We start from the raw sequence: 24,176 nt of genomic DNA on the forward strand, positions 1-24,176 counted from the left end.
TTCTTAGGTGTCCTTGCGGGGCCAAGGCAGGCTCTCATAAAACGCTTGTACCCGACGATAGGCGTCGTCGAAGGTTGGGGGTTCCGATGCGATGAGCGCCACCACCTGCGGGTATTCACGCTGCGACAACTCTCGCAACTGATCGCTTCGCATGGCCGCAGCGTCCATCGGCACCTGGCGGTCCTCCGAGGCTGCCATCAGCTTGCTGAGCACGAGGGACCTGTCCTGGTCGTTGAAGTCGGTGCAGTCCAAGAGCAGACATAGGTCATAGATGTCCTGAAATCGGGCGCGATTGCGGATCGGCTGCTGAAGTACGGATCGGAGCTTTTCGGCAATGAGGTCATGGTAGGCATACATCGCCAACACGCCCCCGTCGACATCGCCCTCTTCGACATCTGACGCCCATTCATTGAAGCTGTAGTCGATCTGGACTGCCTTGGCAGACTGTCCCGCGTTGAGCCTCTTGAGCTCGTTGGCTATTGCTCGGTTCGCGTAGCCAATCTTCATTTGCAGAGTCGCAAAGAGACTGTCCTGCTTCTTGGGGTTCAGCGCATGCGATTGCAGCGTTATTGCCAGACCGTAATCGTTGTCGATGCTGACGAGTTCAAGTGCCTGTTTCACCTGGGCAATGAGGGTCGGAATGTCTACGTCCTGGAGCTTCTGCCGCGTCGAGAAGTCCACGTCCTTGGTGAAGCGTGAACTTTGATAGCGAATTGCCAAGAGGATGCCGCCCTTCATGACCATGATCGGCGCAAGCTTCTCCGAGTGGGCAATGGCCCGAAGAATCAGGTGCATAGCCTGACGGAATTCGCGGCGGCCAGGTTCCGTCTCTGCGTCCACCCAGGCTTGTAGGTCAAGCTTGCTCATTCGGCGAGAACCGGTACGTTGATTGACAGGGCCCAGCGCGCTGAGAACTCGGGTCTATATTCGGCCGCTGCATCCAACTTCCGGGACCCGCCGCGCTGGGCGAACGCTGTCCAGGCGTCGATTCTGGGATCGCTGAGGTTGCAGATTGATTCAAGCACCCATCCTGCGCGGACCTTGTCGATGGGCTTGCCATGCTGGTCGAGTTCGTCAAGGATGAGGCGCAGCGACTGCTGCGCATGCTCTTTGTAGGTCTGCAGTACGTGGCTGATGCCGCCGCACAGCTGAGGTTCGCGCAGCATGTCCAGGAAGGTGCGCCCGCGCGTAGCAACTCGAATGTGCTGATCCTTGAAGCTGCGATAAGCGCCCAGGTGAAGACTGGTGAATTGATGGACAGACTTGCCCAAAAGCTTCTCTGGCCTGGATCGCTGAAGTGGCGGCAGCCCCGCGGCGACGTAGTGTGAATACTCCTCCCCCAGGTCTTTGAGCATTTGCTCTGTGGCGAACTGCTTCCAGGCCCCTTGAGCGGGAGCAGAGACGTACAACTGCTCCGGCATACGGTCCGTTAGCCCGTGAAACTCCATCGCGCTGAGGTGGGAGATGTAGCAGAAGGGATCGGCTGCACAGGCCAGCACCTTCGCATCGCTCACGCTTGCACCGATAAGCAGATAAACGGCGGCACCCGTGATGCCCGGAACAGGGCGCAGCACGCCGTTGTCCAACATCAGTTGCCGGAAGCGGCGGAATGATCCCCAATCCAACCGAGTTTTGTGTGGCCGCAGAGGCACCCCGTGGAGCTCGGTGTGCTTGCACAACTCCCAAGCTGTGAGAGCAAGTTCGTAGACCGAAACAGTAGGCCGACCACGCTCACCCAGAACTTGCCCTAGGGCGGCGGGAATCGCGATACGTCTATGTTCTTCTTTGACCATGGCAGGACTTCACTGGGCGCAGGCGCAATGAGTTCTCAATAAACGTCATAGCCTTCGTCCTAAGGACGAAGGCTATGACGTTCAATGGCCAAGGTCAATCGGCAATTTACCGTGGAGCGCCGTTGCGGATGCATCCGGAATTTTGGCGGCACCATATCATTCCTACACTACGTCCTAAGGACGTAGTGTAGACGAAAATTCTGAAAATGAGAAGCTGGCATCTATTGATGCACCCAGCTTCCTCACGAATGAACGTGCGGGACGCCTTAAAAATGACATACAATACGTCCTTAGGACGTATTGTATGTCATTTCAAAGCACTCCTGCTAAGTGATGCAGGTCGATACGTGGCAAGACCCTGGCGGTTGGCGAGTGCTTCGACATGCCGCTGGTCGCGGCGCTGCCCATGCCCGGCCCGGGACCCAACGGCGGCCAGCTCAAGGGCCAGCTGCGCTACACGCTGACCCGTCTCGACAAGGGCATCGCCTACTTCGACGTCGGCATGACGCTGGACATGAACGCCGCAGTCACGCCGCCGGCAGGCGCCTCGGCCCCGGCGGCCGGCCCGGTGAACATGAACGCCCAGGGCGGCGGCCAGGGCAAGTTCTCGATGCGGCTGGCCGACCGGCTGGCACTCACCAGCGACATGAGCATGCAGACGAAGATGACCATCAACGTCCCCAACGGCGATGTCGTCCGCATGGACATGGACATGACGATGAAGGGCCGCGGCGAGAGCCTGAAGCCCGCGGCCGCCAAGCGCTGAGCGCTGCTCAGGCGCGTTCGACGACGACGAAGGCGACGGCGTAGTCCTGCTCGTCGCTGACCGTCACGTGGGCGCTCAGGCCCTGCGCGGCGAACCACGCGGCCAGCTCGCCGTGCAGCGCCACCTCGGGCTTGCCGCTGCGCGCCTTGACGACCTCCATCGCGCGCCAGGTCATCGGCATGCGCATGCCCATCCCGATGGCCTTGGAGAACGCCTCCTTGGCCGCGAAGCGCGTGGCCAGGTAGGCCACGCCGCGCGCCGCCACCTTGGCATGGCGCTCGCGGAACACGGCCATCTCGTGCGGCCCCAGCACCTTCTCGGCGAAGCGCTCACCACGCCGCGCCAGCGTCTCGCGGATGCGGCGGATGTCGCAGATGTCGGTACCGATGCCGTAGATCATGGGAAGGCGATCACCTCGTTGGCGATGGCCTGGCCATCGAGCATGAACTGCGTCTGGCCGGCGTTGCTGCCGCCCTCACGCGCATAGAAGCGCAGCGCCCCTTCGTTGCCGACCCAGACGCTGAGCCACAGGCCTTCGCCGGGCCAGGTCTCGCGGGCGGCCTGCAGCAGCCGGGCGCCCAGCCCGCGCCCCGTGCAGGGCGGCGCGACGTACAGGCGGGTCAGCTCGACCTGCGAGGCAGTCGGCACCGGTGACGGTGCGCCGCGCAGCGCCTGCGCGAAGCCCTGCAGCGCCGCGCCCTCCTCCAGCAGCCACAGCGCCTGCCGCGGGTCGGCGATGGCGCGCTCGAAGGCGGCCGGCGTGAAGGACTCGTCCAGGTAGGGCAGGAAACGCTGCTCCACGCCGTCGGCGGCATAGCTGTCCAGCCACACCCAGCGGGCCAGCGCGGCCAGGCGCGGCGCGTCCTGCGCGCGGGCGCGGCGCAGCATCACGCGTAGGCCGTCGCGATGACGCGCAGGTAGGCGCGCACGGTTTCCGCGTAGCCCAGCTCCAGCGCGTCGGCGATCAGCGCGTGGCCGATGGACGCCTCCTGCACACCCGGCACATGGCGCAGGAACAGGCTCAGGTTGTCGCGGTTCAGGTCGTGGCCGGCGTTGATGCCCAGCCCCACGGCCAGCGCGGCCTCGGCGGTGGCCGTGAAGCCGGCCAGCACGGCCGCCTGGCGCTCGGTGCCGAAGGCGCTGGCGAAGGTCTCGGTGTAGAGCTCGATGCGGTCCGCGCCCAGCTCGGCCACGGCGGCCATGGCGGCCGGGTTGGGGTCCATGAACAGGCTGACGCGCACGCCCAGGTCCTGGGCCTCCTGGATCAGCGGCTTCAGGCGCTGGGCGTCCTGCGGCAGCGTCCAGCCGTGGTCGGACGTGAACTGGTCCTCCGAGTCAGGCACGAAGGTGACCTGGTGCGGCCGGTGGCGGCGCACGAACTCCATCAGGTTCTGCGTCGGGTTGCCCTCGATGTTGAACTCGGTCTGCGGCCAGTCCTTCAGGAAGGCGGCCAGGTCGTCGACATCGCCGGCACGGATGTGGCGGGCATCGGGCCGCGGGTGCACGGTGATGCCTTGCGCGCCGGCGAGCAGGCACTGCTCGGCCGCCCGCAGCACGCTGGGGATGCCCAGGTGGCGGGTGTTGCGCAGCAGCGCGACCTTGTTGACGTTGACCGAGAGCGCGCAGCGGGCGCCGGCGTGGGCAAGAGGGTTCATGTGCGTGGCGCCCGTCCGCCCGTCGCCACGCACGCACCCCGTCGGAGGGCAGCACGTGAAACGGGCGTGGGGGGGTTCATGTTTCGAGCAGGTTCTGGACGTCGACCATCAGCGCGCGGGTGCGCAGCGGCTGGTGGCCGAGATGGTAGTGGAGCAGCCCGCGCAGCGTCGTCTTCAGCGCCTGGGGCGCGGGCGCACAGGCCTGGCGCAGCGCCGCCATGCTGCCGTGCAGCAGCGCGGCCTGCAGCTGGATCAGCAGCGCGCCGGGCAGGTGGGCATCGCTGGTTGGCGGGATGACGCCGGACTCGGGCGAGAGCTGGTAGCGGCGCTCGGGCTCGACATGCGCTTGCGTGGGCGTGACGACGCTCAGATCCGGCAACAGGCCGAGCTCGGCCAGCAGCTTGAGCTCGAACGCCCGCAAGGCCGCATCGCCTTCGCCCAGCTGGGCCAACGTGTCGGCGTAGGCATCGAACAGCTGGGGGTGCGGGTCGTGCCGCGCCAGCAGCTTGAGCAGCAGCTCGTTCAGGTAGTAGCCGGAGAACAGCGCCGCGCCGGCCGGCAGCGTCGCGCCGCCGCCCCACTCGGCACTGCGCAGCGTCTGCACCTCGCCGCCATCGGCCCGGGCCGGCTTGCTCAGGGAGACGGTGATGCGCTGCAGCGGCAGCAGCACGGCGCGCAGCTGCGAGTAGGGCCGCTTGGCGCCCTTGGCCGCGACGGCCAGGCGACCGGACTCGCGCGTGAACAGGTCCAGGATGAGGCTGGATTCGCTCCAGTCGTGCTGGTGCAGCACGTAGGCCGGCTGTACCGACGGCGTGCGGGCCGCGCTCACGCGTTCACTCGTAGCCGTAGCTGCGCAGATGCTCTTCGGTGTCCGCCCAGCCCGAGCGCACCTTGACCCACAGTTCCAGGAACACGCGGCCGTCCATCAGGTGCTCCAGCTCCTGGCGCGACTCCGAGCCGATGCGCTTCAGCCGCTCGCCGCCCTGGCCGATGATCATGCCCTTGTGGGCGTCGCGCTCGACGACGATGCTGGCGCTGATGCGGCGCAGCTCGCCCTCCTCTTCCCACTTGTCGATGACGACGGTGGAGGTGTAGGGCAGCTCGTCGCCGGTCAGGCGGAACAGCTTCTCGCGGATGATCTCGCTGGCCAGGAACTTCTCGCTGCGGTCGGTCAGCGCGTCTTCTTCGTAGAACCAGCCCTGCTCGGGCAGGTAGGGCTTGAGGATCTTGAACAGGCGCGTGACGTCGGCCTCCTTCTTGGCCGACAGCGGCACGAACTCGCTGAAGTTGCGGCGCTCCTGCATGCCCTTGAGCCACGGCGCCAGTTCGGCGCGGCGGTGCACGGCGTCGAGCTTGTTGGCGATCAGCACGACCGGCTTGTCCTCGGGCAGCAGGCCCAGCACCTTGGCGTCGTCCAGGCCGAAGCGGCCGGCCTCGACGACGAACAGCACCAGGTCCACGTCGGCCAGCACGCCGTGCACGGTGCGGTTCAGCGTGCGGTTCAGCGCGGCGTTGTGCTTGGTCTGGAAGCCAGGCGTGTCGACGAACACGAACTGCGCCTCGTCCACCGTGCGCACGCCGGTGATGCGGTGGCGCGTCGTCTGCGCCTTGTCGGACGTGATGCTGACCTTCTGGCCCACGAGGGCGTTCAGCAGCGTGGACTTGCCCACGTTGGGGCGGCCGACGATGGCGATGAGGCCACAGCGCTGCGGGACGTCGGTTTCAGGCTTGGTGGTCTCGGTCATGATTTGCCTCGTTCGGCGGTAAGTCTGTCCAGCAAGCGTCGTGCCGCTTCCTGTTCGGCGATGCGGCGTGAGCGCCCCTCACCCAGTTCGGCCACGTCCAGCGCCGGCACGGCGCATTCGACCTCGAAGGTCTGCGCATGGGCCTGGCCGCGCGTGGCGACGATGCGGTAGCTGGGCACGGCGATGCGGCGGGCCTGCAGCCATTCCTGCAGCGCGGTCTTGGCGTCCTTGCCGAAGTCACCGGCGCTGGCCGACGTGGCGATGGTCTCGCCCAGCAGCCGGCGCACGATGGCCATTGCGGCGTCGTAGCCGGCGTCCATGTAGGCCGCGCCCAGCACGGCCTCCACGGCGTCGGCCAGGATGGAGGGCCGCTGCGCACCTCCACCGCGGGCCTCGCCGTCGGACATCTTCAGCACCGCCGGCAGGCCCAGGGCCAGTCCCAGCTTGTGCAGGCTGTCTTCGCGCACCAGATGGGCGCGCACGCGGGTCAGGTCACCTTCGTCGGAGCCGGCATAGCGCTCGTACAGCAGGCTGGACACGGCCAGGCTCAGCACGGCGTCGCCGAGGAACTCCAGGCGCTCGTTGTGGTCGGCGCCGTAGCTGCGGTGGGTGATGGCGCGCACCAGCAGTTCGGGCCGCTGGAAGCGGTGGCCGAGGCGGTGCTGCAGGGCGTCGAGAGCGGCGGCGTTCATCGTCGAGTCGCCAGCGTCAGCAAGCTCAATCTGACTTGCCCCGGTACTTGATCGTCAGGTAGACCGGCCCGAAGAGATCGATCTCCTTGTCCCAGGCGAACTCGATGACGACCTTGTCGTTGCCGTCCTTGCTGATGACGAGGTCGGTGCTCTTGATGCTCTGGATGGAGTACTCGGTGATGGTGGCGCGGTCGAACTCGTTGCGCGCGGCCGGCACGGTGGCGGGGTTGCCCGCCGCGATGCGGTTCACGACGCGCTTGACCGTGTAGTACTCCAGCACGGTCGGGAAGACCTTCATGGCCACCACCGCCAGCACGGCGGTGACGCCACCCCAGAACAGCAGCCCGATCAGGGTCAGCCCGCGCTGCTGGCGGGAGGACGACGACGGCGGAGAACGGCGGCAACGGCTCATCGGGGCTTCAATCGAAGAAGGTGAAGATGCGCTTGAGGTTACCGAAATTCATCCACACCATGAAGGCCTTGCCGACGATGTTCTCGTCCGGCACGAACCCCCAGAAGCGTGAGTCGCGCGAGTTGTCGCGGTTGTCGCCCAGCATGTAGTAGTAGCCGGCGGGCACCTTGCAGGTCACGCCTTCGACGGTGTAGCGGCAGTTTTCCTGGAACGGGAACGGGCCGTCGGCACGGTCGGGGCGGAACATGCGCAGCGCATCGGGCTGCACGAGGATCTGGTGCTCCTTGTCGCCCAGCTTCTCCAGGAAGCGCTGGCGGTAGACGCGTGCATCCTCGTCGTAGAAGTTGCCCTGCGGCTGCACGGGGGCGGCCTGGCCGTTGATGTAGAGCTTCTGGTTGAGGTATGACACCTCGTCACCAGGGATGGCCGCCACCCGCTTGATGAAGTCGGTGCTGGTGTCCTCGGGGTAGCGGAACACCATCACGTCACCACGCTTGACGTCGTTGTTGGCGATGATGCGCTTGTTGATGACCGGCAGCCGGATGCCGTAGTGGAACTTGTTGACCAGGATGAGGTCACCCACCAGCAGCGTCGGCACCATGGAGCCGGACGGGATCTTGAACGGCTCCGCCACGAAGCTGCGCAGCAGGAACACGACCAGGATCACCGGGAACAGGCCGGCGGTCCAGTCCAGCCACCAGGGCTGCTGCAGGATCTGCTGGCGTGCCGGCTCGATGTCGCCGTCCACGCGGGAGATGCCCTGCGCGGCCAGCGTCTCGCGGCGCTTGGCGTCGTTGTCGACGAGGTTCTGCGCCGCGGCACGGCGGGCCGGCGCGAAGTGGAACCGCTCGGCCAGCCAGTACAGCATGGTCACGGAGGTCAGCACGAACAGCAGCAGCGCGAAGTTGCCACTCCAGCGGCCGACGTACCAGCCGCCGAGATAGGCCACCAGGGCCGCGTACAAAACACCGGTCAGTGCGCTCATCAGGGAGGTTTTCAAGGCGGGGGGATTTCGGCGTGGGGGTTCAGTCGTCGACCTGCAGGATGGCGAGGAACGCCTCTTGGGGCACCTCGACCGAGCCGATCTGCTTCATGCGCTTCTTGCCGGCCTTTTGCTTTTCCAGCAGCTTGCGCTTGCGGGTGATGTCGCCGCCATAGCATTTTGCCAGCACGTTCTTGCGCAGCGCCTTGATGTTCTCGCGGGCGATGATGTTGGCACCGATGGCGGCCTGGATGGCCACGTCGTACATCTGGCGCGGGATCTGCTCGCGCATCTTGGCGGCCACGCCGCGGCCGCGGTACTGGCTCTGGCTGCGGTGCACGATCATCGACAGCGGATCGACCTTGTCGCCGTTGATCAGGATGTCGACCTTGACGACGTCGGCGGCGCGGTACTCCTTGAACTCGTAGTCCATGGACGCATAGCCGCGCGAGACGCTCTTGAGCTTGTCGAAGAAGTCCAGCACGATCTCGGCCAGCGGGATCTCGTAGGTCAGCATGACCTGCTTGCCGTGATAGGCCATGTTCAGCTGCACGCCACGCTTCTGGTTGGCCAGCGTCATGACGACGCCGACGTAGTCCTGCGGCATGTACAGGTGCACCGTCACGATGGGCTCGCGGATCTCCTTCATGGCGCCGATCTCGGGCATCTTGGACGGGTTCTCGACCTGGATGACCTCGCCGGTGTTCAGCTCCACCTCGTAGATGACGCTGGGCGCCGTGGTGACGAGGTCCTGATCGAACTCACGCTCCAGGCGCTCCTGCACGATCTCCATGTGCAGCAGGCCCAGGAAGCCGCAGCGGAAGCCGAAGCCCAGCGCCTGGCTCACTTCGGGCTCGTAGCGCAGCGACGAGTCGTTCAGGCTCAGCTTCTCCAGCGCGTCGCGCAACTGGTCGTACTCGCTCGCCTCGGTCGGGTAGAGCCCCGCGAACACCTGCGGCTGGATTTCCTTGAAGCCGGGCAGCGCCTCGGTCGCCGGACCCTGGTTGTTCGGCAGCTTCTTTTCCAGCGTAACGGTGTCGCCCACCTTGGCCGCGGCGAGCTCCTTGATGCCGCAGATGATGAAACCCACCTCGCCGGCCTTCAGCGCCTCGCGGTTCTCGCTCTTGGGCGTGAACACGCCCAGGTGATCGATGGGATAGACCGAGTCAGTCGCCATCATGCGGATGCGCTCGCCCTTGCGCAGCTCGCCGTCCACCATGCGCACCAGCATGACGACGCCGACGTAGTTGTCGAACCAGGCGTCGATGATCATGGCGCGCGGCGCCGCGTCGGGGTTGCCGCGCGGCGGCGGCATGCGGGCGATGACGGCTTCGATGATCTCGTCAATGCCCATGCCGGTCTTGGCTGAGCAGGGAATCGCGTCGTCGGCGTCGATGCCGATGACATCCTCGATCTCGGCCTTGGCGTTGTCCGGGTCGGCGGACGGCAGGTCCATCTTGTTCAGCACCGGCACGACCTCGACGCCCAGGTCCAGCGCCGTGTAGCAGTTAGCCACCGTCTGCGCTTCCACGCCCTGCGACGCGTCCACCACCAGCAGCGCGCCCTCGCAGGCCGACAGCGAGCGGCTGACTTCGTACGAGAAGTCGACGTGCCCCGGCGTGTCGATGAGGTTCAGGTTGTAGACCTGGCCATCCTTGGCCTTGTATTGCAGCGCGGCCGTCTGCGCCTTGATCGTGATGCCGCGCTCCCGCTCCAGGTCCATGGAGTCCAGCACCTGGGCCTCCATCTCGCGATCACTCAGGCCGCCGCAGCGCTGGATGATGCGGTCGGCCAGCGTGCTCTTGCCGTGGTCGATGTGGGCAATGATGGAGAAGTTGCGGATGTGGTTCATGGAGTCTGCAGTGCGCGAGGCCGGAAAACTTCAACGGCGCGAGCCGCGGCGTGGAGGCTCAAATCGCGCAGAGATTGAGGGCGCGCAAAGCGCCGTGCGGAACATAAAAAAAAGGCACGTCGAAGAGGCGACGTGCCTTCCAACAAAAGGTATGGCAACTGCTTGTTGGGCTTCCATTGTAGCCAAAAGGGTCGGCCGGGAAACCGCACCAGCATTGGTTTGCCGGCCGTTGCAGGCTGCCAACAAGGATTTTCATCCACAGCTTATCCACAAGTTCTTGTGGATGGCCTGTGGATCAAATCCCGGCGTTGCCGGCAGCCCGCGATTGCACGGGCAGAGACCATTTCAGGGGCGCGTCGTGCGCTGATTTTAGCGGTCAGCACGAACAATCCTCCGCCCCTGCGCCAAAGTTAGCCGGCGCCAACTTTCCAAAACAGTGGACAACCCGCCCGGCCGCCTCGCCCGGGCTTGCCGCATCGCGGAAAGCCCCAGCGCCGGGCGCAGTTTTCCGTCAGGGCTTGACCGGCTTGAGCAGCACGAAGCTGGTGATGTCCTCGCGGCGCACCAGCAGGTTCATGGCCTTGGTCTTGTCGGCCTTGGCGATCTGCGCCTGGAAGGCCTTGACCGAAGCCACCTCGACGTTGTCGATGGCCAGGATGACATCGCCCTCGCGCAGGCCCGCGCGGGCCGCGGCGCCGCTGGTGCTGTCGACCTTGACGCCGGCCTTGAGCTTGAGCTCCTTGCGCTGCGCGTCGGTCAGGTCGGACACCTTGAGCCCCAGCGCGGCGCTGGGCGCGACCGCGGGTGCCGGCTCCTGCGCGCCGTCGTCCACGGCGCCAGGCTTCTTGCTGCGCTCGTCCTCGCCGATGGTGACGACGATGTCCTTGGTCGCGCCACGGCGGAACACGGTCAGCGTGGTCTTGGCGCCGGGCTTCACGTTGGCCACCAGGCGGCGCAGGTCGGCCGCCTTCTCCACCGTCTTGCCGTCGACCTTGGTGACGACGTCGCCGCCCTCCAGGCCCGCCTTCTCCGCCGGGCTGCCTTCCATGACGCGGCGGATCACCGCCCCCTGCGCCTTGCCCAGGCCGATGGCCTCGGCGATTTCCTTGGTGATGTCGTCAGGCAGCACGCCCAGGTAGCCGCGCACGACGCGGCCGCCGGCGCGCAGTTCGTCGGCCACGCGGATCGCGTCGGCGATGGGGATCGCGAACGAGATGCCCATGTAGCCGCCGTTCTGGCTGTAGATCTGCGAGTTGATGCCGATGACCTCGCCGCGCATGTTGACCAGCGGGCCGCCGGAGTTGCCGGGGTTGATGGCCACGTCGGTCTGGATCAGCGGCAGCAGCTCGCCGGTGTCGCGCTGCTTGGCGCTGATGATGCCGGCCGTCACGGTGTTCTCCAGGCCGAACGGCGAGCCGATGGCCATGACCCACTCACCGACCCGGGACTTGTTGCTGTCGCCGACCTTGACGACCGGCAGGCCGCTGGCCTCGACCTTGACGATGGCCACGTCGGAGCGCTGGTCGGCGCCGATGAGCTTGGCCTTGAGTTCGCGCTTGTCGGTCAGCGTGACGATGACCTCGTCCGCGCCCTGCACGACATGCGCATTGGTCAGCACATAGCCGTCGGCGCTGAGGATGAAGCCGGAGCCGACGCCACGGCGCATCGGGCCGTCGTCGTCCGGCGTGCCGCCACCGCGCGGCGCGCCGCGCCGCTGGTTGGGCACGGGGATGCCGAAGCGGCGGAAGAACTCCTGCATCTGCTCGTTCATCTCCGCCTGGTTCTCGGGCGGCTTGACCTTCTCGACCGTGCGGATGTTGACGACCGCCGGGCCCACGCGCTCGACCAGCTCGCTGAAGTCGGGCAGTTCGCGGGACTGGGCGACGCTCGGCGCCGCCCCGAAGGCGAGCGAAAGGGCCAGCGCGGCGCCCGACAGCAGCAGGCGCTGGCGCGAGGAGGAGGGTCGGTTCTCAGCGTGCATAGACAAAGGTTCCAGGTTCAGCGGGCAGAGGATAGCGAGGTGGCTCAGGAGCCGGGGCGCGAGGCCGCGACGTCGGGCAGCGCGGCGCCCCAGTCGATGGACTCCGGCGCGGCGGGGTCCAGCAGGACCGGGTCGCGCGCCGCACCCACGGCCGGCAGCGTACGGCCTGCGGCGGCCTGGGCAAAGCTCATGCCCACAAGCCCTTGCGCGCGTGGTGTTGCGTTCGGTGCAGCGGCCACCAGCGGCTCGGGGGCTGCGGGCGGGCGCAGCGTGCCCAAGCCCACGGCCATCGCGACGAAGCCGGCCGCGACGGCCAGCGGCGCCAGCCACTCGCCGCGGCGCCGCGGCAGCGCCGCCACGGGCGCCGGCAGGCGGGCGTGCAGCGCGTCCAGCAGGGCCGCCGGGTCGCGGTGCACGGCGGGCAGCTCGGCCGAGCGCAGGCCGTCTCCCGCGGCATGCCACAGCGCCCAGCGCTCGCGCAGCGTGGGGTCGGCGTCCCAGGCGGCGTTGACCAGCGCCCAGTCGGCCGCCGTGGCCTGGCCGTCCATGACGGCGGACAGCGCCTGCGCCAGCGCGGGGTCGTCGGCGCGCGTCATCGCCAGCCTCCACTCAGCAAGGGCCGCAGCCGGGCGGCCAGCGCCTCGCGGGCGCGGAAGATGCGCGAACGCACGGTGCCCGCGGGGCAGTCCATCAGGTCGGCGATTTCGTCGTAGCTCAAGCCATCCACCTCTCTCAGCAGCAGCGCCCGGCGTTGATCGTCGGCCAGGGCAGCGACCGCCTCGTCCAGCCCCGACGCCAGCTGGCGGCTGGCGAGCAGGGTCTCGGGGGTCGCATCGTCGGTTGGATGCACGCCGGTGCCGAAAGTTCCCTCGTCGTCGTCCAGCGAGTCGACGGGCCGCTGGCGCGCGCGGTGGCGCTGCGCGGCGTTGATCGCGATGCGGTAGATCCAGGTGTAGAACGCACTGTCACCGCGGAAGGCGGGCAGCGCGCGGTAGGCGGCCAGGAAGGTCTCCTGGCACAGGTCCGCCACGTCCGCGGGGTCGCGCACGCTGCGGCCGAGCAGTCGCTCGATGCGGCGCTGGTACTTCAGCACCAGCATGTCGAAGGCCGCGCGGCTGCCGGCCTGCGCCTGGCGCACCAGCAGCGCGTCGGCGTCGGCGCCCGGCGCGCTCATCGCGGCACGGCGCCGCCCGCGGCGGCGAAAAGCGTGGCGCGCAGCGCGCTCCATTGCGGCTGCTGGCGGCGCGACAGCGGCAGCCAGCACGGGCCGGGGCTGGCGCGCAGCAGCAGCCAGGCGTCGAGGTCGATCAGCACAGCGAGTTGGACGGCGGTTTCGTCATCGCGGCCGGGCGCTGCCAGCCACCAGGCCTCGCCGTCCCAGCGCAGGCGACGCGGCAGCACGGCCGCGGCACGCCAGGCGTAGCCAGCCGCCAGTGGAACAGCCAGCCACAGCGGCCAGGCCTGGGGTTGATGGCTGCAGGCCCAGACGGCCAGGCCGCCCGCGGCCAGCACCGCGAGCAACACCACCGCGGCCTGCACGGCCGGCTGCGGCAGCAGCTGCACGACGACGGGCGGCGTGCGGCGCATCGCGCAGCGGGCTCAGACGCGCTTGAAGATCAGCGTGCCGTTGGTGCCGCCGAAGCCGAAGTTGTTCTTCGCCGCGACGTCGATCTTCATCGGCCGCGCCTCGTTGGCGCAGTAGTCCAGGTCGCAATCGGGGTCCTGGTTGAAGATGTTGATCGTCGGCGGTGCGACCTGGTCACGCACGGCCAGCGCCGTGAAGACCGACTCGATGCCGCCCGCGCCGCCCAGCAGGTGGCCGGTCATGGACTTGGTCGAGCTGATGACCATCTGCTTGGCGTGGTCACCGAAGGCCAGCTTGATCGCGTTGGTCTCGTTGATGTCACCCAGCGGCGTGGAGGTGCCGTGGGCGTTCATGTACTGGACCGCGTCGGGGTTGAGCCCGGCGTTGCGCAGCGCCGCGCGCATGGAGCGCTTGGGGCCGTCGACGTTGGGCGCGGTCATGTGGTACGCGTCCGCACCCATGCCGAAACCGGCCAGCTCGCAGTAGATCTTGGCGCCGCGCTTCTTGGCGTGTTCGTACTCTTCGAGCACCAGCACGCCGGCGCCCTCGCCCAGCACGAAGCCCTCGCGGTCCTTGTCCCAGGGGCGGGACGCGGTGGCGGGGTCGTCGTTGCGGGTGGACAGCGCACGGGCCGACGCGAAGCCGCCGATGCCCAGCGGCGACACGGCCGACTCGGCACCGCCGGCGATCATCACGTCGGCGTCGCCGTACTCGATGAGGCGCCCGGCTTCGCCGATCGCGTGCAGGCCCGTCGTGCAGGCCGTCACGATCGCCAGGTTGGGTCCCTGGAAGCCGTACTGGATGGAGACGTGGCCCGAGATCATGTTGATGATCGAGGCCGGAATGAAGAACGGCGAGATGCGGCGCGGGCCGCGGTTGGTCAGCTCGCCGTGGGTCTCTTCGATCAGCGGCAGGCCGCCGATGCCCGAGCCCACCAGCACGCCGATGCGCTCGGCCTGCTCTTCCGTCAGCTGGTCTCCGGTCGGGATACCGGAGTCCCGCACCGCCTGCATGGCCGCCGCCAGCCCGAAATGGATGAAGGTATCCATGTGCCGGGCTTCCTTGGCGGGGATGTAGTCCTCGATGTTGAAGCCCTTGACCTCACCCGCGAAACGGCAGGCGAAGGCGCTGGCGTCGAAGCGGGTGATGTTGGCAATGCCGGAACGGCCGGCGAGGATGTTGGCCCAGCCTTCGGCAACGGTATTGCCGACGGGGCTGATAAGGCCAAGGCCGGTGACGACGACGCGGCGACGACTCATGCGGTGCGGATCAGAGTTGCGGGGAAGGGAAGGCGCTCAGGCCTTCTGGTGCTTGACGGCGTAGTCGATCGCCAGCTGCACGGTGGTGATCTTCTCGGCCTCTTCGTCGGGGATCTCGATGCCGAACTCGTCTTCGAGGGCCATCACCAGTTCCACGGTGTCCAGAGAATCGGCGCCCAGGTCGGCAACGAAAGCCTTCTCGTTCGTGACGTCGGCTTCCGCCACGCCGAGTTGCTCGGCGATGATTTTCTTGACTCGTGCTTCGATATCGCTCATGACTCCTCCAGGAGGGGTTTGCAGAAAACAGCCCAGCATTCTACGGGCTCTAGATGGGCGCCCCTAAATCGAGGCACCCGGGGCCAAATCAGGCCATGTACATGCCGCCGTTGACGTGCAGCTCGGAGCCCGTGATGTAAGCACCGCCCGGTGACGCCAGGAAGACGACGGCGGCGGCGATCTCCTCGGGAGCGCCCAGGCGGCCCAGCGGGATCTGCGCCAGCAGCGCGGCCTTCTGGGCCTCGGGCAGCACCTCGGTCATGTCGGTGGCGATGAAGCCCGGCGCGACGCAATTGACGGTGATGCCGCGGCTGCCGAGTTCGCGGGCCAGCGAGCGCGTCAGGCCGGCCACGCCGGCCTTGGCGGCGGCGTAGTTGGCCTGGCCGGCATTGCCGGACGCACCGACGACGGACGTGATGTTGATGATGCGGCCGGTGCGCTGCTTCATCATCGGCTTGGTGACGGCACGGGCGAGGCGGAACACGGCCTTCAGGTTGGTGTCCAGCACGGCGTCCCAGTCGTCGTCCTTCATGCGCATGGACAGCGTGTCGCGCGTGATGCCGGCGTTGTTGACGAGCACGTCCAGGCGGCCTTCCTTGGCGACGATGTCGTCGACGGCGGCCTGGCTGGCGGCAGCGTCGGTCACGTTCAGCGCGATGCCGCGGCCGCCGTGGGCCGCCAGCGCTTCGGTGATGGCGGCGGCGCCGGACTCGGTCGTGGCGGTGCCGATGACGCGCCAGCCTTCGCCGGCCAGCGCCAGCGCGATGGCGCGGCCGATGCCGCGGCTGGCGCCGGTGACGAGGGCGACGCCCTTGGATGCAGATTCAGTCATGGATTCAGGCTCCCAGCAGGGCGCGTGCCTCGGCCAGCGAGGCGGGGTCGAACACGCAGGCGGCCTGCAGTTCGGCGTCGATGCGCTTGGCCATGCCGGTCAGCACCTTGCCGGGGCCGGCCTCGATGATGTGGCCGACGCCGCGGGCCTTCAGCGCCTGCACGACCTCGACCCAGCGCACCGGGCCGAAGGCCTGGCGGTACAGCGCGTCGCGCAGCGCGTCGGCGTTGTCGGTGATGGCCACGTCGATGTTGTTGATGACCGGGAAGGCGGCGGCGGCGAACTGCACCGTCGCCAGCTTTTCCTTCAGCCGCTCGGCGGCCGGCTTCATCAGGCTGGAGTGGAACGGCGCGGACACCGGCAGCGGCAGCGCGCGCTTGGCGCCCGCGGCCTTCAGGATCTCAGCGGCCTTCTCGGCGCCGGCCTTGCTGCCGGCGATCACCGTCTGCTTGGGGTCGTTGAAGTTGACGGCCTCGATGGCCTCACCCGTCTCGGCGGCAGCCTGCGCGCAGCCGGCGCGCACGGCGTCGCCGTCCAGGCCGAGGATGGCGTACATCGCGCCGACGCCGACAGGCACGGCCTCCTGCATGGCCTGGGCGCGGAAGCGCACCAGCGGCAGCGCATCGGCCAGGCTCAGCGCGCCCGACGCGACCAGCGCCGTGTACTCGCCCAGCGAGTGGCCGGCGGCAGCCACAGGCACCAGGCCCGTCTCGGCGACGAAGGCGCGCCAGCAGGCGATGCCGGCCGTCAGCATCACGGGCTGGGTGTTGGTGGTCAGGTCCAGCTGGTCCTTGGGACCGGCGTGGATCAGCGCGGCGATGTCCTCGCCGAGGGCGGCAGAGGCTTCGTCAAGCGTGCGGCGGACTTCCGGGTGGTCGGCGAAGGCGTCGAGCATGCCGACGGCCTGCGAGCCTTGTCCGGGGAAGACAACGGCGAAAGATGCAGTCATAGAAATCTCAGTAGTTCAGAAGGGCCGCGCCCCACGTGAAGCCGCCGCCGACGCCTTCCAGCATCACGGTGTCGCCGCGCTGGATGCGGCCGCTGCGTACGGCGACGTCCAGCGCCAGCGGCACCGAGGCGGCCGACGTGTTGCCATGCTCGTCGACGGTGACGATGAGCTTGTCCAGCGACATGCGCAGCTTCTTGGCCGTGCCCTGCATGATGCGGATGTTGGCCTGGTGGGGAATCAGCCAGTCGATGTCGGCATCGGTCATGCCGGCCTTGTCGAGCACCGAGCGGGCGACCTTCTCCAGCACGCCGACGGCGAGCTTGAAGACGGCCTGGCCGTCCATCCTCAGCAGCGGCGAGCCCAGCACCTGGCCGCCGGACACAGTGCCGGGCGTGCACAGGATGTCGCTGTGGCGGGCGTCGGCATGCAGCTCGGTGGCGAGGATGCCTGGCGTGTCGCTCACGCCCAGCACGACGGCGCCGGCGCCGTCGCCGAACAGCACACAGGTGGTGCGGTCCTTGAAGTCGAGGATGCGGGAGAACACCTCGGCGCCGACAACCAGCGCCTTGCTGGCGGCGCCGCTCTTGATCATCGAGTCGGCGACGCTGAGCGCGTAGACGAAGCCCGCGCAGACGGCCTGCACGTCGAAGGCCGCGCAGCCGAACGCGCCGAGCTTCTTCTGCAGCAGGCAGGCTGTGGACGGGAACACCATGTCGGGCGTGGACGTCGCGACGATGATGAGATCCAGCTCGCTGGCATCGATGCCGGCGGCTTCCAGCGCGGCCTGGGCCGCGGGGAAGGCCAGATCGCTGGCGGCCTGGTCGGGCGCCGCGAAGTGACGCGCGCGGATGCCGGTGCGCTCGACGATCCAGTCGTCGGAGGTCTCGATGCCGTCGGCGGCGAGGCGGTCGGCCAGGGCCTGGTTGGTGACCCGGTCACCCGGCAGGTGGCTGCCGGTGCCGAGGATGCGGGAGTGGCGGGAAGGTGTGTGTGCTGTGGGGCTCATGCAGCCTGGGCGGCGGGCGCCGCCGTGTCTCCGGCATCGGTCGCGCCGGTGCCCGTGGAGGCCTGCAGCGTGGCGACGATGCGCTCGTGTACCCGGTCAAGCAGCCGGTTGCGGGCGGCATCATAAGCGCGGGCCAGCGCCATCTCGAAGGCGAAGGCATCGGCCGAGCCGTGGCTCTTGAACACCAGGCCACGCAGGCCCAGCAGCGCCGCGCCGTTGAAGCGGCGGTGGTCCACGCGGTGCTTGAAGCGGTTCAGCACGGGCTTGGCCAGCAGGCCGCCCAGCATGCTGAGCCAGTCGCGCGTGAACTCGGTCTTGATGAAGCCGCCCATCATGCCGGCCAGGCCTTCGGAGGCCTTGAGCATGACGTTGCCGACGAAGCCGTCGCAGACGACGATGTCCGTCGTGCCCTTGAAGATGTCGTTGCCCTCGACGTTGCCGTAGAAGTTCAGCTGGCCGGCAGCACCCGCTGTGCGCAGCAGCTCGCCGGCCTGCTTGATGGTCTCGCTGCCCTTGATGGCCTCTTCGCCGATGTTGAGCAGGCCCACGCTGGGCTCCTCGATGCCGTCCACCGCCGACACCAGCGCGCTGCCCAGCACGGCGAACTGCAGCAGGTTGTCGGCAGAGGAATCGACGTTGGCGCCCAGGTCCAGCACGGTCGTGAAGCGGCCGGCCGCGTTGGGCATGACGGCGGCGATGGCCGGGCGGTCGATGCCCGCCACGGTCTTCAGCAGCACCTTGGCCACGGCCATCAGCGCACCGGTGTTGCCAGCCGACACGCAGGCATGCGCCTGGACCGGCTCGCCGTCGCGCGCCTTGAGCTGCTGGATGGCGACGCGCATGGACGAGTCGCGTTTGCGGCGCAACGCCACCTCGATGGAGTCGTCCATCGTGACGACCTCGCTGGCCTCCACGATGCGGCAGCGTGGCCACGCGATCGCCGCCTTCAGCGCGTCGGGCTGGCCGACGAGGATGAGTTCGGCACCGGGGTGCTTGTCGAGGAAGGCGCGGCAGGCCGGCAGCGTGACCGAGGGGCCGTGGTCGCCGCCCATGCAGTCGACGACGAGGCGGACGGGATCGGGCAGGGGCGCGTGGGTCATCGAGACGAAAGCAGTTCAGAAAAGACCAAACCCGGCACAGCGCTGAGCGCAGGCCGGGTTGGCAGATTCATCGGTGCGCGCCGCCCAGGGGCAGCGCGGAGCGTCATCAGGCCGCGTCGGCCTTGCTCTTCAGCACCTTGCGGCCACGGTAGAAGCCGGTGGGGCTGATGTGGTGACGCAGGTGCACTTCGCCGGTCGTCGGCTCGATGGCCGTGCCCGGGTTCACCAGGGCATTGTGGGAACGGTGCATGCCGCGCTTGGAAGGCGACTTCTTGTTTTGCTGAACGGCCATGAAATTCTCCGAATTCTGCGCAGTGACGTGCGGGGTTTGGGGTTGCGACCCCGGGGTGCGAGAACCATCCTCGAGCACCAGGCCGCAGAAAAGCCCATGAGTGTAGCAGCGAATGCATGCTACGCCAAGCCGGCTCGGCGATGGCGTTGCGCAAAGCCGCGCGGCGCATGGCCTCAGGCGCTGCCGCCGCGCTTCAGCGCCGCCAGCGCGGCGAACGGATTGGGGCGCTCGGCCTCCTCCTCGTTTGCGGCGGGCTCGTCGTCGGCGTGCGCCAGCGGCTCCGGGCATTCCTCGTGGCGCGGCACCAGCGGCAGGGCCAGCAGCAGCTCGTCCTCGATGAGCTCACGGGCATCCAGGTGGCGAGGCAGGGCCAGCACATCGTCGTCGCTGTCGGCGTCGAGTTCCGCCGCCTCGGCCTCGGTGTCGACAAAGCGTATCCAGCGGTCGATGTCCAGGTGCTCGTCGACGGGCCGGAGGCAGCGCTGGCAGGTCAGCCAGACCTGCGCCTGCGCCCTCACCTGCAGCCAGGTCTGCGGCTTGCCCCCCTTGAGCTGCCGGGTCTCGCCCAGCAGGCTCCAGCGCAGCGACGGCCAGCCCTGGGCGGGCGCCTCGGGTGCGCCGGCGTCGGCCAGGCGCTCCAGCGCCGCGGCGGGCCATTCGCCCTCCAGGCTGGCGCCGTCACGGGCGAAGGCGGCAAGGTCGAGCTTCTCGGGAACAAAGGCGCGCGGTTTCATGCCCCGAAGTTTAGGCGGGCGAGAATGCCCCGATGCCGCCTTTGATCCTCGCCTCGACGTCCCGCTACCGCCAGGAATTGCTGGCCCGCCTGCGCCTGCCCTTCGACGCCGTCGGCCCAGAAGTCGACGAAACCGCCCTGCCCGGCGAAACCCCGGCGGCGCTGGCCGAGCGGCTGGCGCTGGCCAAGGCGCGGGTCGTGGCAGCACGCTTCCCCGGCGCTGTCGTCATCGGGTCGGACCAGGTCGCCGACCTCGGCGGCGAAGCGATCGGCAAGCCGGGCACGCACGAGGCCGCCGCCGCGCAGCTGGCGCGCATGAGCGGCCGCGAGGTGGTGTTCCAGACCGCCGTCGCCATCGTCGCACCGGGCCTGGCTGCCATCGAGCGAGCCGAGGTGCGGGTGCGGGTGCGAACGCTGAGCGCCGCCGCCATCGAGGCCTATCTGCGCGCCGACCAGCCCTACGACTGCGCCGGCAGCGCCAAGGTGGAGAGCCTGGGCATCGCACTGCTGGACGCCGTCGAGTCCGATGACCCCACCGCGCTGATCGGCCTGCCGCTGATCCGCACCTGCGCGCTGCTGCGCCGCGCCGGCCTGGAGCCCCTGGCATGAAAAACGGCCGACTGATCCTGATGCCCAACACGCTGGACTTCGGCGTGGACGACTCGCTGGACCTGCGCGAGGTGCTGCCGCAGCGCGTCATCGAGACCGCCGCGCGGCTGACGCACTGGGCGGCCGAGAACGCGAAGACGACGCGGGCGCTGCTCAAGCGCGTCGACGCCGTCGCGCCGCTGGCCCAGCCGCTGCAGGCGCTGCAGATCGCCGAGCTTCCGCGACCACCCAAGGGCGGCCGGCCGGCTGTCGACGATTCGACGGCCTGGCGTGCGCTGCTGGCGCCGGCGCTGGCCGGGCACGACGTGGGACTGATGTCGGAAGCGGGCCTGCCCGCCGTCGCCGACCCTGGTGCGCGGCTGGTGGCGCTGGCGCACGAGGCCGGCATCGAGGTGGTGCCGCTGTCGGGGCCCAGCTCGCTGCTGCTGGCGCTGGCCGCCAGCGGCCTGAACGGCCAGAGCTTTGCGTTCGTCGGCTACCTGCCGGTGGACGCCGCGGCCCGCACGGCCCGCATCCGCGAGCTGGAGGCGCTGTCGGCCAAGGCGCAGCAGACGCAACTGCTCATCGAGACGCCCTACCGGAACGAAGCGCTACGCCAGGCGCTGCTGGCGACGCTGAAGCCAGGCACGCGGCTGTCGGTCAGCGTGGGCCTGACGCTGCCGGGCGGCTGGACGCAGACCGCGACGGTGGCAGACTGGCGCGCCAACCGCGCCACGCTGCCGGACCGCATCCCTGCGGTCTTTGCGCTGCTGGCTTAGGACTCGGCCGGCGCGGCCGGCTTCTTGGCGCCGAACAGCGCCGCGACCTGCTTCTTGGGCTTGATGTAGCTGGACAGGCCCTTGACCGGCGTGGCCGCCTTGGCCTTCTCCCAGGCCGGCGGCTCGTCGCGCGAGCTGGCTTCGTAGGGCTTGTTGAAGAACGGATCAGCGGAAGCCGCCGGCGTGCGCAGCGCGGGGCTGGTCGCGCGCGACGGGCGATCCGGGCGCTCGTAGCGCTCCTGACGCTCCTGGCGATCCGGCGCGTCTTCACGGGGGCGACGCTCGAAGCGCGGCCGCTCGTTCTCGAGCTCGAAGGTGTCCAGCACGATCTCGCGCTTGATGAGCTTCTCGATGTCGGCGACCAGGCGCGCGTCCGACTTGGTCACCAGCGTGACCGCCAGGCCCGACGCACCCGCGCGGCCCGTGCGACCGATGCGGTGCACGTAGTCCTCGGCGTTGAACGGCACGTCGAAGTTGAAGACCGCTGGCAGGTCCGCGATGTCCAGGCCGCGGGCCGCAACGTCCGTCGCGACCAGCACGTCCATCTCGCCACGCTTGAAGGCTTCCAGCGCCTTCAGGCGCTCGTCCTGCGACTTGTCGCCATGCAGTGCCGCCGTGCGCAGGCCGTCGCGCTCGAACGAGCGCGCCAGGCGGGCGACGCCCAGCTTGGAGTTGCCGAAGACGATGGCCTGGCGGATGGACCGCTCCTTCAAGATCTGCTTGATGATGGCCCGCTTGTCGTCGTCGGTGGCGCTGATGAAGCGCTGCTCGACGGTCGACGCCGTCTGATTGGGGCGGGCCGTCTCGACGAGGATGGGGTCCTGCAGATAGCTCTGCGCCAGCCGCTTGATCTCGGGCGAGAACGTCGCCGAGAACAGCAGCGTCTGGCGTGCCTTGGGCAGGTAGCTGAGGATGCGCTGCAGGTCCGGCAGGAAGCCGATGTCCAGCATGCGGTCGGCCTCGTCGAGCACGACGTACTCGACCTGGTTCAGCACGCAGTTCTTGGCCTCGATGTGGTCCAGCAGCCGGCCGGGCGTGGCGATCAGCACCTCGACGCCAGCCTTGAGGGCGGCCGTCTGCGGCTTCATGTCGACGCCGCCGAAGACGACGACCGAGCGCAGGTTGGTGTGCTTGGCGTACTTCTTGACGTTCTCCGCGACCTGGTCGGCCAGTTCGCGGGTCGGCGCCAGCACCAGGGCGCGCACCGGGTGACGGGCGGGCGACACGCTCGGGTTCTCGTGCTTGAGCATGCGCTGCAGCAACGGGATCGAAAACGCCGCGGTCTTGCCGGTGCCGGTCTGCGCGGCACCCATGACATCGCGACCTTCCAGGACGATGGGGATCGCCTTGGACTGGATGGGCGTCATCGTCAGGTAGCCGGAATCGGCGACCGCGCGAAGGAGCTTGGGGTCGAGGGGAAGGGTGTCGAAGCGGGCCGGGGGAGCGGGCTCAGCGCCTGCAAGGTCAGGCTGGACGGACGGGGAGGCGGTGTCGCTCATAGCCGTCGATTATCGCCGGTCATACTTGCGGGCGCACTTTTGCCCGTCACCACGAGCCACTTGGGCGTTTTGAAACGGACAATTCGGCGATAAAGCCCCACGTAGATGGCAACGAACAAGAGCAGGCATGCGGCCATCCATGGCGTGGAATCCCAGAACACGGCCGCCGGCGCCAGCGACGTAATGCACAGCATCCAGAGGTAAGGCGCCGTCATCGAGTTGCGCCGCGTCACGATACGCGCATCAGCCGCTCCGATCGCCCAACGCATCAGGCGCCGATAGACCAACGAGTGCAGATGGATCCCATCAGGCAGCCAAGTTGGCACCGAACGTACGAATTTGCGCCGATACATCGAGAACAGCGTCTCAAACACCGGGTAGATGCACACCATCAGAGGAAACAACGGCGACACCTCAGGGTTGCGTGCCACCAGCAGGATGCCGATCTCCGCCAGGTAGAAGCCCAGGAAATAGGCACCACCGTCACCGAGAAAGATCAGGCCAGCAGGGAAGTTCCAGACGAAAAACCCCAGCGCCGCACCAACGCCTGCCAAGGCCCACACCGCCAGGGACACATCCCCCACCATGTAGGCGACATAGGCAAACACCAACAACATCAAGCTCACACACATCGACGACAGCCCGTTGAAGCCGTCAATGATGTTGATCGAGTTGGCAACGCCAGCCACGGTTAGGACCGTGACGCCCCACCCAACCGCAGCCATGGCCAACAACCAATCAAGCCCAGGAATGTCCGTTCGCGAGATGGTCGCATCCAACAACCAGATGCCAAGCGCAGCGGAAGCAGCAGTTGCACAGAGCCGCTTGGCTGGCGACACGCGCTTCGTCAGGTCTTCAACTAGCCCTGCGGCGAACGCTGGCAAGCCACACACCAACAAAAGCGCACCCAAAACCCACTCGGCACGATTTGATGCCGCTGCTGCGCCCACGCAACAGATCAGCCCGGTGAACATTCCCACGCCACCGATACGAGGCACTGGCGCCGCGTGGAACTTCTGCGGCCCGGACAGATCGGCATCGGCCGAAAAATGCGCATGGCTACGGGAGGAATGGATGACGAGCAGAGTCACCCCGGCAGCCACGAAAAACGACACCAGAAGATAAAGCATTGGCGCTAGTGTAAAGAGCCTGGAAGCTCAAGGCTGCCATCACCCGACCACTAGAATTCACCCCCGCCTTTGCGGCATGTTACGCCCGCCACATCCCGCCCGCCATCAATGATCCAGCCCTCGATGACACTCTCTAGCCGGCCTCACATCATCGGCCACTTGACGGCAGCAGCCATTGCTTGCACTGCGATGGCCAGCACGGCTTCTGCAGCCGCAGACATCGAGCAGGCAGCAATCGGCCCCGTTCGGCTCGTCGATAGCGGGACACGC

The 24,176-nt window shown here is 67.9% G+C and carries 28 protein-coding genes; 3 read left to right on the top strand and 25 right to left on the bottom strand.

Going from position 1 to position 24,176, the window contains the following annotated elements; all coding sequences use genetic code 11:
- Positions 1 to 3: 3 nt before the first annotated feature.
- Together AC1Q7O_RS21765 and AC1Q7O_RS21770 are read right to left on the bottom strand one after the other, a co-directional pair.
- The gene (locus tag AC1Q7O_RS21765; RefSeq protein WP_492660542.1) at positions 4 to 867 is read right to left on the bottom strand and encodes a nucleotidyl transferase AbiEii/AbiGii toxin family protein; all 864 of its coding nucleotides are present in this window, start codon (positions 865 to 867) and stop codon (positions 4 to 6) included.
- Complete coding sequence (locus AC1Q7O_RS21770; protein ID WP_492660541.1) at positions 864 to 1,793, bottom strand: type IV toxin-antitoxin system AbiEi family antitoxin domain-containing protein; 930 nt, start codon at positions 1,791 to 1,793, stop codon at positions 864 to 866. The genes AC1Q7O_RS21765 and AC1Q7O_RS21770 overlap by 4 nt, the downstream gene beginning before the upstream one ends.
- 382 nt (positions 1,794 to 2,175) lie before the next feature.
- Here AC1Q7O_RS21770 and AC1Q7O_RS21775 point away from each other — a divergent pair, with 382 nt between their 5' ends.
- Complete coding sequence (locus AC1Q7O_RS21775; RefSeq protein WP_492660540.1) at positions 2,176 to 2,559, top strand: hypothetical protein; 384 nt, start codon at positions 2,176 to 2,178, stop codon at positions 2,557 to 2,559.
- A gap of 7 nt (positions 2,560 to 2,566) precedes the next feature.
- On the opposite strand, the gene acpS is transcribed toward AC1Q7O_RS21775, so the two are convergent.
- From acpS to AC1Q7O_RS21880, 21 genes are all read right to left on the bottom strand, one after another.
- Positions 2,567 to 2,959 carry a holo-ACP synthase gene (gene acpS, locus AC1Q7O_RS21780; protein WP_492660539.1) on the bottom strand — a complete coding sequence of 131 codons (393 nt, stop codon included), beginning with the start codon at positions 2,957 to 2,959 and terminating at the stop codon, positions 2,567 to 2,569.
- Positions 2,956 to 3,447 carry a GNAT family N-acetyltransferase gene (locus tag AC1Q7O_RS21785; protein ID WP_492660538.1) on the bottom strand — a complete coding sequence of 164 codons (492 nt, stop codon included), beginning with the start codon at positions 3,445 to 3,447 and terminating at the stop codon, positions 2,956 to 2,958. The genes acpS and AC1Q7O_RS21785 overlap by 4 nt, the downstream gene beginning before the upstream one ends.
- Positions 3,447 to 4,214, bottom strand: coding sequence for a pyridoxine 5'-phosphate synthase (locus tag AC1Q7O_RS21790; protein ID WP_492660537.1), 768 nt, complete (start codon positions 4,212 to 4,214; stop codon positions 3,447 to 3,449). Before AC1Q7O_RS21790 ends, AC1Q7O_RS21785 begins: the two co-directional genes overlap by 1 nt.
- Before the next feature lie 76 nt (positions 4,215 to 4,290).
- On the bottom strand, positions 4,291 to 5,043 hold the full coding sequence (gene recO / locus AC1Q7O_RS21795; protein WP_492660536.1) for a DNA repair protein RecO: 753 nt from the start codon (positions 5,041 to 5,043) through the stop codon (positions 4,291 to 4,293).
- A 4-nt stretch (positions 5,044 to 5,047) separates the two neighbouring features.
- The gene (gene era / locus AC1Q7O_RS21800; RefSeq protein ID WP_492660535.1) at positions 5,048 to 5,959 is read right to left on the bottom strand and encodes a GTPase Era; all 912 of its coding nucleotides are present in this window, start codon (positions 5,957 to 5,959) and stop codon (positions 5,048 to 5,050) included.
- Entirely contained in the window at positions 5,956 to 6,651 is a 696-nt protein-coding gene (rnc, locus tag AC1Q7O_RS21805) for a ribonuclease III (protein WP_492660534.1), read from the bottom strand. Before rnc ends, era begins: the two co-directional genes overlap by 4 nt.
- Positions 6,652 to 6,676: 25 nt before the next feature.
- Positions 6,677 to 7,063: a DUF4845 domain-containing protein gene (locus AC1Q7O_RS21810; RefSeq protein WP_492660533.1), complete on the bottom strand. Its 387-nt coding sequence runs from the start codon at positions 7,061 to 7,063 to the stop codon at positions 6,677 to 6,679.
- Between the two features lie 7 nt (positions 7,064 to 7,070).
- Positions 7,071 to 8,048, bottom strand: a complete 978-nt coding sequence (gene lepB, locus AC1Q7O_RS21815) for a signal peptidase I (protein WP_492660606.1) — start codon at positions 8,046 to 8,048, stop codon at positions 7,071 to 7,073.
- 40 nt (positions 8,049 to 8,088) lie between these two features.
- Entirely contained in the window at positions 8,089 to 9,897 is a 1,809-nt protein-coding gene (gene lepA / locus AC1Q7O_RS21820) for a translation elongation factor 4 (protein ID WP_492660532.1), read from the bottom strand.
- A gap of 511 nt (positions 9,898 to 10,408) precedes the next feature.
- On the bottom strand, positions 10,409 to 11,878 hold the full coding sequence (locus AC1Q7O_RS21825; protein ID WP_492660531.1) for a DegQ family serine endoprotease: 1,470 nt from the start codon (positions 11,876 to 11,878) through the stop codon (positions 10,409 to 10,411).
- A gap of 44 nt (positions 11,879 to 11,922) precedes the next feature.
- On the bottom strand, positions 11,923 to 12,474 hold the full coding sequence (locus tag AC1Q7O_RS21830; protein ID WP_492660530.1) for an RseA family anti-sigma factor: 552 nt from the start codon (positions 12,472 to 12,474) through the stop codon (positions 11,923 to 11,925).
- On the bottom strand, positions 12,471 to 13,052 hold the full coding sequence (locus AC1Q7O_RS21835; protein ID WP_492660529.1) for a sigma-70 family RNA polymerase sigma factor: 582 nt from the start codon (positions 13,050 to 13,052) through the stop codon (positions 12,471 to 12,473). The genes AC1Q7O_RS21830 and AC1Q7O_RS21835 overlap by 4 nt, the downstream gene beginning before the upstream one ends.
- Entirely contained in the window at positions 13,049 to 13,465 is a 417-nt protein-coding gene (locus tag AC1Q7O_RS21840) for a hypothetical protein (RefSeq protein WP_492660528.1), read from the bottom strand. Before AC1Q7O_RS21840 ends, AC1Q7O_RS21835 begins: the two co-directional genes overlap by 4 nt.
- Positions 13,466 to 13,477: 12 nt before the next feature.
- Positions 13,478 to 14,722, bottom strand: coding sequence for a beta-ketoacyl-ACP synthase II (gene fabF / locus AC1Q7O_RS21845; RefSeq protein WP_492660527.1), 1,245 nt, complete (start codon positions 14,720 to 14,722; stop codon positions 13,478 to 13,480).
- Positions 14,723 to 14,758: 36 nt separating this feature from the next.
- Entirely contained in the window at positions 14,759 to 14,998 is a 240-nt protein-coding gene (gene acpP, locus AC1Q7O_RS21850; RefSeq protein ID WP_056204266.1) for an acyl carrier protein, read from the bottom strand.
- 88 nt (positions 14,999 to 15,086) lie between these two features.
- Entirely contained in the window at positions 15,087 to 15,830 is a 744-nt protein-coding gene (gene fabG, locus AC1Q7O_RS21855) for a 3-oxoacyl-ACP reductase FabG (protein WP_492660526.1), read from the bottom strand.
- Between the two features lie 4 nt (positions 15,831 to 15,834).
- Entirely contained in the window at positions 15,835 to 16,779 is a 945-nt protein-coding gene (gene fabD, locus AC1Q7O_RS21860; RefSeq protein WP_492660525.1) for an ACP S-malonyltransferase, read from the bottom strand.
- A gap of 7 nt (positions 16,780 to 16,786) precedes the next feature.
- Positions 16,787 to 17,785, bottom strand: a complete 999-nt coding sequence (locus AC1Q7O_RS21865) for a beta-ketoacyl-ACP synthase III (protein WP_492660524.1) — start codon at positions 17,783 to 17,785, stop codon at positions 16,787 to 16,789.
- Positions 17,782 to 18,885, bottom strand: a complete 1,104-nt coding sequence (gene plsX, locus AC1Q7O_RS21870; protein WP_492660523.1) for a phosphate acyltransferase PlsX — start codon at positions 18,883 to 18,885, stop codon at positions 17,782 to 17,784. Before plsX ends, AC1Q7O_RS21865 begins: the two co-directional genes overlap by 4 nt.
- Positions 18,886 to 18,991: 106 nt before the next feature.
- On the bottom strand, positions 18,992 to 19,177 hold the full coding sequence (gene rpmF, locus AC1Q7O_RS21875; RefSeq protein WP_492660522.1) for a 50S ribosomal protein L32: 186 nt from the start codon (positions 19,175 to 19,177) through the stop codon (positions 18,992 to 18,994).
- 173 nt (positions 19,178 to 19,350) lie between these two features.
- Positions 19,351 to 19,911, bottom strand: a complete 561-nt coding sequence (locus AC1Q7O_RS21880; RefSeq protein WP_492660521.1) for a YceD family protein — start codon at positions 19,909 to 19,911, stop codon at positions 19,351 to 19,353.
- Positions 19,912 to 19,943: 32 nt separating this feature from the next.
- On the opposite strand from AC1Q7O_RS21880, the gene AC1Q7O_RS21885 reads away from it, so the two are divergent.
- Together AC1Q7O_RS21885 and AC1Q7O_RS21890 are read left to right on the top strand one after the other, a co-directional pair.
- Positions 19,944 to 20,519 carry a Maf family nucleotide pyrophosphatase gene (locus AC1Q7O_RS21885; protein WP_492660520.1) on the top strand — a complete coding sequence of 192 codons (576 nt, stop codon included), beginning with the start codon at positions 19,944 to 19,946 and terminating at the stop codon, positions 20,517 to 20,519.
- Positions 20,516 to 21,277 carry an SAM-dependent methyltransferase gene (locus AC1Q7O_RS21890; RefSeq protein WP_492660519.1) on the top strand — a complete coding sequence of 254 codons (762 nt, stop codon included), beginning with the start codon at positions 20,516 to 20,518 and terminating at the stop codon, positions 21,275 to 21,277. Before AC1Q7O_RS21885 ends, AC1Q7O_RS21890 begins: the two co-directional genes overlap by 4 nt.
- Here AC1Q7O_RS21890 and AC1Q7O_RS21895 read toward each other — a convergent pair.
- Positions 21,274 to 22,776: a DEAD/DEAH box helicase gene (locus tag AC1Q7O_RS21895; RefSeq protein WP_492660518.1), complete on the bottom strand. Its 1,503-nt coding sequence runs from the start codon at positions 22,774 to 22,776 to the stop codon at positions 21,274 to 21,276. The genes AC1Q7O_RS21890 and AC1Q7O_RS21895 overlap by 4 nt on opposite strands.
- Positions 22,773 to 23,906: an MraY family glycosyltransferase gene (locus AC1Q7O_RS21900; protein ID WP_492660517.1), complete on the bottom strand. Its 1,134-nt coding sequence runs from the start codon at positions 23,904 to 23,906 to the stop codon at positions 22,773 to 22,775. Before AC1Q7O_RS21900 ends, AC1Q7O_RS21895 begins: the two co-directional genes overlap by 4 nt.
- Between the last annotated feature and the right edge of the window lie 270 nt (positions 23,907 to 24,176).

The sequence above is a fragment of the Roseateles sp. GW823-FHT07B05 genome, from assembly GCF_058794515.1.